Below are 10,017 nucleotides of genomic sequence, written 5' to 3' on the forward strand. Positions count from 1 at the left end.
CAGGTTTCACACAACCGAAATCACAGGAATTTTTTGAAAGGGGAGAGAGCGCCAATGACGGTTTTTCCGGCAGAGAGCTTTGATGTAGCGGTGATCGGCGCCGGTCATGCCGGTATTGAGGCGGCACTGGCTGCAGCACGTTTGGGTGCAAAAACAGCGTGTTTTTCGATCAATTTGGACGCCGTAGGCAATATGCCGTGCAATCCGGCGATCGGCGGCACAGCCAAGGGACACCTTGTACGCGAGATAGATGCGCTCGGCGGTGAGATGGCGCGTGCGGCTGACGCGGCCTGCATCCAGTACCGCATGCTCAACCGCGGCAAGGGACCGGCAGTGCACTCGCTGCGTGCACAGGCCGACCGCATTAAATACAGAGAGTATATGAAGCACACGCTTGAGCGGCAGGAAAACCTGTTTCTCATGCAGGACGAGATCGTTTCCGTTGAGGTGGAGAACGGTGCCGTTTCCGCGGTTGTTACCGCTATCGGTGCACGCCATCCGGTCAAGGCGGCTGTCATTGCGTCCGGCACATTCCTCGGCGGACGTGTGATCATCGGCGAGTACACCCGTGAATCCGGTCCGGACGGCATGGCGGCAGCCAAGCCACTCACCGAGTCGCTGCGCGGTCTGGGACTGCGGCTGCAGCGGTTTAAGACGGGTACGCCGCCACGCATCAATCGCCGTTCAATCAATTATACCGATCTGGCGGAGCAGGCCGGTGAGGATGAGATCATCCCGTTTTCGTTCGAGACCGACCATCCGCCGGACAACCGCGCGGTGTGTTATCTGACCTACACGACCGCGAAAACACATGAAATCATCCGCGCAAATCTGAGCTGTTCGCCGCTGTACGGCGGCCAGATTGAGGGCGTAGGACCGCGCTATTGTCCGTCTATCGAGGACAAAGTGGTGCGCTTTGCGGATAAGCCGCGCCATCAGCTGTTCCTTGAGCCGATGGGTCTGGACACCGAGGAGGTCTATGTGCAGGGCTTCTCGTCGTCCATGCCGTTCGATGTGCAGCGCGAGATGCTGCGCTCGGTCAAGGGATTGGAGAACGCGGAGATTATGCGGCCGGCGTACGCCATCGAATATGACTGCATCGACCCGCTGGAGCTGCGGCCGACGCTCGAGACCAAAAAGGTGCCCGGACTGTACGGCGCAGGCCAGTTCTGTGGCTCGTCCGGCTATGAGGAGGCGGCTGCGCAGGGACTGGTTGCGGGCATCAATGCTGCGCTCAAAATCAAGGGTGAGAAGCCGCTTGTACTCGACCGTGCGGACGGCTACATCGGTACGCTGATCGACGATCTGGTGACGCGCGGCACGAGCGAACCCTACCGCATGATGACCTCACGCTCGGAGTATCGCCTGCTCCTGCGGCAGGATAACGCAGATGAGCGTCTGGTGCCGATTGGTGTTCGAGTTGGCTTAAATCCGCCGGAACGCGGAGAGAAAGTACGTAAAAAGTACGAAGCCGTGCAGGCAGAGATCGACCGTACAGCCTCGGTCGGCGTTGCGCCGAGCGATAAATTGAACGGCTTTCTTGCGGGCAAAAACTCCACACCGCTCAAGGCGGGCTGCAAGCTGATCGACCTGCTGCGCCGTCCGGAACTCAGCTATGCGGACCTTGCAATGTTCGATCCTGAGCGTCCGGAGCTGCCTGCTGTTATCCGTGAGCAGGCGGAAATTCGCGTCAAATACGCGGGCTATATCGAGCGACAGATGCGTGATGTGGAGCAGTACCGTAAGCTGCAGAGCCGCCCGCTGCCGCTCGATCTGGACTACAACGAGGTGGACTCGCTGCGACTGGAGGCACGCCAGAAACTGAACGCCGTCAAGCCGCTGAATTTTGGTCAGGCGGCCCGTATTTCGGGCGTTTCACCGGCGGATATCACGGCGCTGATGATCTACATTGAGACCCATAAAAAGGAGGAAAAGGCATGACCGAACGCGAGCTTTTGACAGCCGGTCTGCGCGAGCTGGGCATCGCAGAGTGTCCGTCTGCAGCGGACAATTTACTGCGCTATTCCGAGATTCTGCGTGAGAAAAACAAGGTTATGAATCTGACCGCCATTACCGATCCGACCGAAATCGTGACCCGGCATTTCCTCGATTGCGCGGCACTTGCACTATATATGCCGCAGGATGGACGCGTGCTCGATGTGGGAACGGGAGCCGGTTTTCCGGGCATGCCGCTGGCGATTCTGTGCCCGCAGACCGAGTTTGTGCTGCTTGATGCACTGCGCAAGCGCATTGATTTTCTAAATGAAGTCATTGCCGATCTGGGTCTGACCAACGTCACGGCGGTGCATGCCCGTGCGGAGGATTACGCCAGAGACAACCGCGGCACGTTTGATCTGGCGGTGTCGCGTGCGGTAGCCGATCTGCGCGTGCTGAGTGAACTTGCGCTGCCGATGGTCAAGGTCGGCGGTGCGTTCCTCGCCATGAAGGCCGAGGACTGCACAGAGGAAGTCGAAGCAGCGGCAAACGCCCGCACGATTCTCGGTGCGCCGGACGCTGAAGTGCTGCACTACACTGTGCCGTTCGATGAGGTTTCCCGCGCCATCGTGCGCCTGCAGAAAACGCAGGAAACACCGGAAAAGTATCCGCGCCGCTTCAAGAAAATACAGACTTCGCCGCTGTAAATCAGGCGAGAAATATACGGAAAGTACCCCTCTGTACGGAAAATTACAGAGGGTATTTTTTGCCCAAAAATAGGGAAAAATTATAGATATCAGATATAATTTGTCATATTTTCGTTGAATTTTGCAGATTACGCGGTCGATTTTACTTGTCAATATGTAATTATATGGTAATCTATTACCGAGGGCGACATTCTGCTGGTGGTGCGGCAGAGATAAGCGCGAATAAAATGAACGAATAAGACGAATTGGAGAGTGGTTAACCATGATGTCTGTATTAACGCTGGTTTCCGGCAAAGAGGATCGCACACTGCGGCGTATTCGTGTGAGTGAGATTGCGCGCAATCCCAATCAGCCGAGGAAATATTTTGATCCGGAGGCAATTGCGCAGCTGGCAGAGAGCATTCGGCAGTACGGCGTACTCAATCCGCTGACTGTACGGCGTGCGCCCGGAGGCGGTTACGAGCTGGTGGCAGGGGAGAGGAGACTGCGCGCTGCGCGTGTTGCAGGACTCAACGACGTACCGTGTCTGCTGATTGCGGCAGATAACGAGGATTCCTCGGCGATTGCGCTCGTGGAGAACCTGCAAAGGCGTGATCTGGATTTTTTCGAGGAAGCCTACGGTTTCAAGCGTCTGATTGATCAGTACGGACTAACGCAGGAGGAAGCCGCGCGTAAAGTAGGGAAAACACAGTCTGCAGTGGCGAATAAGCTGCGTCTGCTGCGGCTTTCTCCGCAGAATATGGAATTGATTCGCAGTGCGAACCTTACAGAGCGGCACGCGCGCTGTCTGCTGCGTCTGCATGATGATGAGGAACGGATGAACGCAACGCACTATATTATCGAGAACGAATTAAACGTCAGCCGATCGGAGGAGTATATCGAGAACCTGCTGGAGCAGAAAAAGCATCCGGAGTTAGCGGAGCCGCCGCATAAGGATAATGTTGTGCGGCTTATTAAGGATGTGCGGTTTTTCCTGAATACGCTCAATCGGGCGGTCGGCGTAATGGTGGACGCCGGAATCGGTGCAACCGTAGACCGGCAGGAAAACGAGGATGGAATTACGCTGACAATCAATATTCCGCACGCAAAGAGCTGATGTTTCACGTGAAACACTTTTGTTTCACAGGAGGGCGGATTTTGTTTCACGTGAAACATTTAATGGTCGCTTGTGAAGCGAACTTGACTTGCCTGCCCGGCAGGGGCACAAGAGGGTAGACACCTACGGTTTCCACCCTCTTGTGAAGCACCCCTTTCCCTTTAGGAAGCACGGCGAAAATCGGAGAGCGGCAACTGCTGCGAAAAAGGGGAACGGCAGTTGGATTACTCTTGTATGACTTTCGTAGACTATTCGCAGTTCACAGATAATGTACTGCTACACATGTCAGCTACTCTACGCAGGCGCGACATGACAGTGTCGCGCGATCTTTTTACGTGCTGTTACGGACAGCACTTCTGGGTAAAGTTGGAGAAAGTCGGAAAGCGTGTAGAAGTATATAATAAGGTAAGAGAGCCGAACGGCTCTCTTTTGTTTCACGTGAAACAAAAGCCGGTTGATTTACCAGTTGTATCCTATAAAACGGCAAAATACTTGATGTTTCACGTGAAACAGCTGTAAAAATACTGCGATTGCTTTGCAATTAAAAGTGCAATGTGATATAATGAAATCCGTAGAAAAAAACCATGGACGAGAGGAAATGACTATGGGGAAGATTATCGCGTTTGCCAATCAAAAGGGCGGCGTGGGAAAAACTACAACCGCTATCAACCTCGCGGCAGCGTTGTCGGAGCGCGAAAAGCGCGTTCTGCTGTGTGATTTCGATCCACAGGGCAATGCAACCTCCGGTTTTGGCGTGGATCCGCGCTCACTGGAAACCTCGATTTACGACCTGATCGTAGCCGATCAACCGGATGTCAAGAGCGCCATCGTATCGACTAAGTGGGTTGATCTGCTGGGCGCGAATGTTAATCTGGCGGGCGCTGAGTTGGATTTGATTGGAATGTCCGACCGGGAGTATCGTCTGAAAAACGTACTCGATCAGGTGAAGGACGATTACGACTATGTATTTATCGACTGTCCGCCGTCACTCGGTCTACTGACTCTCAACTGCCTGTGTGCAGCCGACAGCTTTCTGGTGCCGCTGCAGTGCGAGTATTACGCGCTCGAAGGTCTGAGTCAGCTGATGACGACCGTGCGCATGGTAAAGAAGGCACTCAACCGCAAGCTGGTGATGGAAGGCGTGCTGCTGACTATGTTTGACGGACGCACCAATCTGTCGATTCAGGTGGTTGAGGAAGTGAAAAAGCACTTCCCAGGCGAGGTATTTTCGGCTGTTGTGCCGCGTAATGTGCGTCTGAGTGAAGCGCCGAGCCACGGCAAGCCCATAACGGCATACGACAGAATGTGCCGCGGCGCAGAGGCTTATCTGGCTCTTGCGGACGAGATTCTGAAGAAAAATGACCGAAAGGGGAGAAGCTGATGGCAGGCGCAAAAATGGGTCTGGGCGGCGGCTTGTCCAACCTTTTCGGCAGTGATACCAGCGATTTGATGGAAGAAAGTCTGGATAACGGCACAAAAAAACTGCCTTTGGCAAAAATCGAGCCGAATCCCGATCAGCCGAGGAAGGCCTTTGATCAGGTATCTCTGGACGAGTTGGCAGAGAGCATTCGCCTGCACGGTGTCATCACACCAATCACGGTACGCAAGGGCGAGAAGGATGGCTACTACCAGATCATTGCAGGTGAGCGCCGCTGGCGTGCAGCACGTCAGGCAGGCCTGGAAGACATTCCTGCGATGGTGCTTGAGGCTGAAGAAGACGAGGTCATGGAGCTGGCACTGATCGAAAATCTGCAGCGGCAGGACCTGAACCCGATCGAAGAAGCCGAAGGTTATGAGCGTCTGATGAAGCAGTTTGGACTGACGCAGGAGCAGGTTTCCAAGCGCGTGGTCAAGTCACGTTCGGCGGTAGCAAATGCACTGCGTCTGCTGGCTTTGCCGACCGAGGTGCGTACGATGGTCAGCGAAGGCGAAATCTCCGGCGGTCACGCGCGGGCAGTCCTTGCGGTAAACGAGGAGGATAAGCGCGTAGAGGCAGCCAGACAGATGGTCGGCCTGTCGGTCCGTCAGTCGGAGGCGCTGGCCAAGCGCATGAACAAAAAACCGGTCGAAAAGCCTGAGCAGCCGCCTGAGGTTTCCGTGGACTACATTGCCGAGCTGGAGAAGGAGCTGGAGGGCGTCCTCGGACGCAAGATCAGCATTCAGCAGGGTAAGCACAGCGGCCAGCTGACGTTGGAATACTACGGCGCAGAGGATTTGGAGCGGCTCAGTGAAGCACTCCGAAACCTGCGTGTATAAAGGAGGCAAGCAATGGACGAGCAGAATAAGCAGCCGGAACAGAACAAACCGGAGAAAAAGCTCAGCCGCACCACGCTGACCTTTTATATCGTCGGACTGTTTTCTGTAGCAATTGCGCTGATTCTGATCAGCTATGTGGCGCAGTCGCGTGCGGACAAGCAGGTCGAAAACCTGAGCTCGCAGCTGACACAGCAGCAGACCGTGGCACAGGGCGCAACCCAGAAAGTGGAAGATTTGCAGAAGCAGTACGACATGCAGAATACTGCACTGGATAAGGTGCGCAAGACGCTCGACAATGAGCAGGCGGCAACCGATGTAGTCGGCGCGACCGAGCGGCGCATGGAGGAGCGTGAGGTGTACCAGTACCTTGCGCAGATCGGCGTTTCTCTGGCGGCTAAGCAGACCGCGGATGCCCGCAAGACCTACGACGAAATGCTGACGAAATACAGCGAGGAGCGTTTGCTGGGCAGCAGCGAGGATGGCTTTGATGAGAACATCAGCAAACTGTTCCAGTCGGCCAAAGCGACACTGGAGCAGGCTGAGCAAGCGCAGGATGCAGAGCCGAACGACACGGCAGAATAACATGTATATAATGTAAAAGGAGATATAGAAACAATGCTGGATATCAAATTTGTCCGCACCAATCCGGATGCGGTAAAGGAAAACATCAAGAAGAAGTTCCAGGACGAGAAGATCCCGATGGTTGACGAGGTCATCGAGTTTGACGCGAAGTACCGTGCAGCCAAGACCCGCTGTGACGAGCTGCGTGCACAGCGCAACAAGAAGTCCAAGGAGATCGGCGGTCTGATGGCAAAGGGCCAGAAGGAAGAAGCCGAGAAGATCAAGGCCGAGGTTAAGGCAATGGCCGATGAGATGACCAAGCTCGAGGAGGATGAAAAGACCTTCGCTGAGGAAGTCAAGAACCGTATGATGGTCATCCCGAACATCATTGACCCGTCCGTTCCGATCGGCAAGGACGACTCCGAGAATGTTGAGATTGAGAAGTTTGGTGATCCGGTCGTTCCGGATTTCGAGGTTCCGTATCACGTTGATATTATGGAGTCCTTCGACGGCATCGACCTCGATGCTGCACGCCGCACCTCAGGCAACGGCTTCTACTACCTGAAGGGCGATATTGCCCGTCTGCATTCCTCCATCCTGTCCTACGCACGCGACTTCATGATCGACCGCGGCTTTACCTACTACATTCCGCCGTTCATGATCCACGGTGATGTCGTTAAGGGCGTTATGTCTTTTAAGGAAATGGAGAACATGATGTACAAGATCGAGGGCGAGGACCTGTACTTGATCGGTACCTCCGAGCACTCCATGATCGGCAAGTTCATCGACACCATCAACGATGAGGAAACCCTTCCGCAGACCCTGACCAGCTACTCTCCGTGCTTCCGTAAGGAAGTCGGCGCACACGGCATCGAGGAGCGCGGCGTATACCGTATTCACCAGTTTGAGAAGCAGGAAATGGTTGTTGTCTGCAAGCCGGAAGAGAGCAAGATGTGGTATGACAAGCTGTGGCAGAACACGGTTGACTTCTTCCGTTCGATGGACATTCCGGTTCGCACGCTCGAGTGCTGCTCCGGTGACCTGGCTGACCTGAAGGTTAAGTCCTGCGACGTAGAGGCATGGTCTCCGCGCCAGAAGAAGTACTTCGAGGTCGGCTCCTGCTCCAACCTCGGCGACGCACAGGCTCGCCGTCTGGGCATCCGTGTCCGCGGCAAGGAGAATCCGAAGGAGCTGTACTTCGCACACACGCTGAACAACACCGTTGTTGCACCTCCGCGTATGCTGATCGCATTCCTCGAGAACAATCTGCGTGAGGACGGCTCGGTTGCAATTCCGAAGCCGCTGCAGCCGTATATGGGCGGCATGACTGAGATCCGCAGAAAGTAATTTATCTTACTATAGAAACTATAGAAAAAAGGAGAGATTCCAATGCAGGTTGGTATTAAGAGTGAGAAGAAGTTCATCGTAACCAAGGATCAGCTGGCATGCAATGTAGGCAGCGGTCTGGTATCCGTGTTTGCCACCCCGATGATGATCGCAGCTATCGAGAACACTGCAGCAGGCAGTGTAGCTGGTGAGCTGGAAGAGGGTAAGACCACGGTCGGCACGCTGGTAAACGTAAGCCACGTTGCCGCTACGCCGGAGGGCATGGAGGTTCGTATCGAGACCGAGCTGACCGAGATCGCGCCGAACGGCAAGATGCTCACCTTCAAGGTTGCCGCATATGATGAGGCAGGCCTGATCGGTGAGGGCACGCATCAGCGCGCTATCGTAGCGAAGGAGCGCTTTGAGCAGAAGGCACAGAGCAAGCTGTCCAAGTAAAAATAAGCAAAAGAAAAACGCTGTGGAGAGATTCCACAGCGTTTTTTTGCTGGTGCGGGTAACAGGACTTGAACCTGCACGTCGAGGACACCAGAACCTAAGGGGTATGTCACCTTAGTGAAAGATTTTCAGAGCCCTCCATATCATAAGGGAAGGGCATCTTTTCCAACGTTTCAAAAGATATTTCGGTCGTGACCGGCCGAACACCTGCTAAATCATAGCATACTCTGCCGGAAAAGTATAGCATGATTATAGCTTTACGGGAGGAAATTTCTGCTGCCGCATGACACGGTTGGTAATGTGAGTATGATGCATTATAAATCTGAATGCGATCCCGAAATCCGAGGTCACTGCCCTGCAATTTATTCATCTTTTTCGCGTAAGCGACTGCGATGCAAATAGTATTCTTCCCCTAATCCTTCGGCTCTAAAATATGCACGAGCATAGTCCAGCAGCTTTTGCTTGGCATTTAGAAACCAACGATTTTCCGGTTCGATTTGCAAGACATACTGCACACTTCCTATTAGGTGTGTCATATATGTAGGGCAGCGAATTGGTTGACCGTCTTCGAGAAAATTCAACCGATTACCGTGTACGATGCTGTCCTCTATGCCAAACTTCAAAGTATAGTAAATTTCCTGCCGCAGGTTTCGTTTATAGCTGCTGGGGATAGAGAGCTTTTCATTGACGACCAAGCCTGTTACTGTCTGCCGGTCAGCATTGCTGATGAAATGTGTTTTCGCTTCATTCAATTCAAAGCCCATCTCAAACAATATTTTTTTGACTTTTTGATAGACTCCGTAAAGCGGACGGTCGGAGGAAAAGGTCATATCATCGCAATAGCGAGTATAGGTGATTTGGCGTTGGTTACACCAGCGACCGATCTGGTCATCAAAACGACGCATGACGATATTGGAGAGCGCAGGAGATGTTGGTGAGCCTTGTGGAAGAGCATCATTTTTGCAGCACAGAGAAGTCAGCAGAAAGCCGACCTGCTTCGATACATAGCGGGTGTTGAAAGCTGCGCAGAGGACTTGCTCAAAAGAGATGCTTCCGAAAAAATCGGTAATATCCAGTTTTAGAAGGTTCTTTTTCCCAATATGTGGCTCTGCATTTTTGCGAGTAGAGCTTCCTTTTTGATAAGCAGTTGCAAATTTTGAAACAGGGAGCTGTGAAAGAATTTTATCCTTGATTGGGCCCAAACAAAATTGAAGTCTGATACTTGGTATGTATAGGCTGCGATAAGTACCATCTTTTTTGGGGAGAAATGCTTTTTTATACTCTTTTTGGATGTGATTGACAATGTGGTTTAATTCACCACAGCTTATGTCAAAGAAACCGGCCAGCTGCTCGGCATCATAAAGAAATGGCATATTGGGGTGGACAGAATGGTAATCCAAAACCATATTTGCTGCTTCTAACGGTCCGAACTTCTTCACAAAAGCCGCATCGCACGGCTCAAAGGTCACACAGCTTCCTTCTATTTTCATGTGTAGCGTCCTCCCAAAAATCAGCCCTTTGCAGTACAAAATGGTCTGATTAAGCGGAGGCGAATCGAGAATCATGAAGTGATTGGCTATTCGCCGGAGCGTATCAGATTTGGGCATCGCTATGCGATGCGGATAACCTTGAAATCCAGAACAGCGACTCGCTGTCCCTCCTAAAGAAATTGGCTTTAGG

The 10,017-nt window shown here is 53.1% G+C and carries 9 protein-coding genes; 8 read left to right on the forward strand and 1 reads right to left on the reverse strand.

Annotated features, from left to right (window positions below; all coding sequences use genetic code 11):
• Window positions 1-54 precede the first annotated feature (54 nt).
• The 8 genes from mnmG (at window position 55) to ACWVX6_RS08090 (ending at window position 8,337) form a co-directional block, all read left to right on the forward strand.
• Window positions 55-1,941, forward strand: coding sequence for a tRNA uridine-5-carboxymethylaminomethyl(34) synthesis enzyme MnmG (gene mnmG / locus ACWVX6_RS08055; protein WP_455152851.1), 1,887 nt, complete (start codon window positions 55-57; stop codon window positions 1,939-1,941).
• Window positions 1,938-2,642, forward strand: coding sequence for a 16S rRNA (guanine(527)-N(7))-methyltransferase RsmG (rsmG, locus tag ACWVX6_RS08060; RefSeq protein ID WP_455152852.1), 705 nt, complete (start codon window positions 1,938-1,940; stop codon window positions 2,640-2,642). The genes mnmG and rsmG overlap by 4 nt, the downstream gene beginning before the upstream one ends.
• 262 nt (window positions 2,643-2,904) lie before the next feature.
• Window positions 2,905-3,738, forward strand: coding sequence for a ParB/RepB/Spo0J family partition protein (locus tag ACWVX6_RS08065; RefSeq protein WP_243022086.1), 834 nt, complete (start codon window positions 2,905-2,907; stop codon window positions 3,736-3,738).
• A 604-nt stretch (window positions 3,739-4,342) separates the two neighbouring features.
• Window positions 4,343-5,119, forward strand: coding sequence for a ParA family protein (locus tag ACWVX6_RS08070; RefSeq protein ID WP_110435749.1), 777 nt, complete (start codon window positions 4,343-4,345; stop codon window positions 5,117-5,119).
• Window positions 5,119-5,994, forward strand: a complete 876-nt coding sequence (locus ACWVX6_RS08075; RefSeq protein ID WP_188886080.1) for a ParB/RepB/Spo0J family partition protein — start codon at window positions 5,119-5,121, stop codon at window positions 5,992-5,994. The genes ACWVX6_RS08070 and ACWVX6_RS08075 overlap by 1 nt, the downstream gene beginning before the upstream one ends.
• 12 nt (window positions 5,995-6,006) lie before the next feature.
• Window positions 6,007-6,576 (forward strand): hypothetical protein, encoded by a 570-nt coding sequence (locus ACWVX6_RS08080; RefSeq protein ID WP_455152853.1) that lies wholly within the window; start codon window positions 6,007-6,009, stop codon window positions 6,574-6,576.
• A 33-nt stretch (window positions 6,577-6,609) separates the two neighbouring features.
• A complete protein-coding gene (gene serS / locus ACWVX6_RS08085) occupies window positions 6,610-7,902 on the forward strand; it encodes a serine--tRNA ligase (protein WP_116705073.1) in 1,293 nt (430 codons plus the stop codon).
• A 42-nt stretch (window positions 7,903-7,944) separates the two neighbouring features.
• The gene (locus tag ACWVX6_RS08090) at window positions 7,945-8,337 is read left to right on the forward strand and encodes a thioesterase family protein (protein ID WP_455152854.1); all 393 of its coding nucleotides are present in this window, start codon (window positions 7,945-7,947) and stop codon (window positions 8,335-8,337) included.
• A 362-nt stretch (window positions 8,338-8,699) separates the two neighbouring features.
• On the opposite strand, the gene ACWVX6_RS08095 is transcribed toward ACWVX6_RS08090, so the two are convergent.
• On the reverse strand, window positions 8,700-10,017 hold a 1,318-nt coding region (locus tag ACWVX6_RS08095; RefSeq protein WP_455152855.1), incomplete at its 5' end, for a reverse transcriptase domain-containing protein.

It is taken from the genome of Butyricicoccus sp. (assembly GCF_977037065.1).

Bases quoted from the DNA above. Each gene is read 5' to 3' on its own strand.
- mnmG (WP_455152851.1), top strand. From the start codon at position 55: ATGACGGTTTTTCCGGCAGAGAGCTTTGATGTAGCGGTGATCGGCGCC.
- rsmG (WP_455152852.1), top strand. From the start codon at position 1,938: ATGACCGAACGCGAGCTTTTGACAGCCGGTCTGCGCGAGCTGGGCATC.
- ACWVX6_RS08065 (WP_243022086.1), top strand. From the start codon at position 2,905: ATGATGTCTGTATTAACGCTGGTTTCCGGCAAAGAGGATCGCACACTG.
- ACWVX6_RS08070 (WP_110435749.1), top strand. From the start codon at position 4,343: ATGGGGAAGATTATCGCGTTTGCCAATCAAAAGGGCGGCGTGGGAAAA.
- ACWVX6_RS08075 (WP_188886080.1), top strand. From the start codon at position 5,119: ATGGCAGGCGCAAAAATGGGTCTGGGCGGCGGCTTGTCCAACCTTTTC.
- ACWVX6_RS08080 (WP_455152853.1), top strand. From the start codon at position 6,007: ATGGACGAGCAGAATAAGCAGCCGGAACAGAACAAACCGGAGAAAAAG.
- serS (WP_116705073.1), top strand. From the start codon at position 6,610: ATGCTGGATATCAAATTTGTCCGCACCAATCCGGATGCGGTAAAGGAA.
- ACWVX6_RS08090 (WP_455152854.1), top strand. From the start codon at position 7,945: ATGCAGGTTGGTATTAAGAGTGAGAAGAAGTTCATCGTAACCAAGGAT.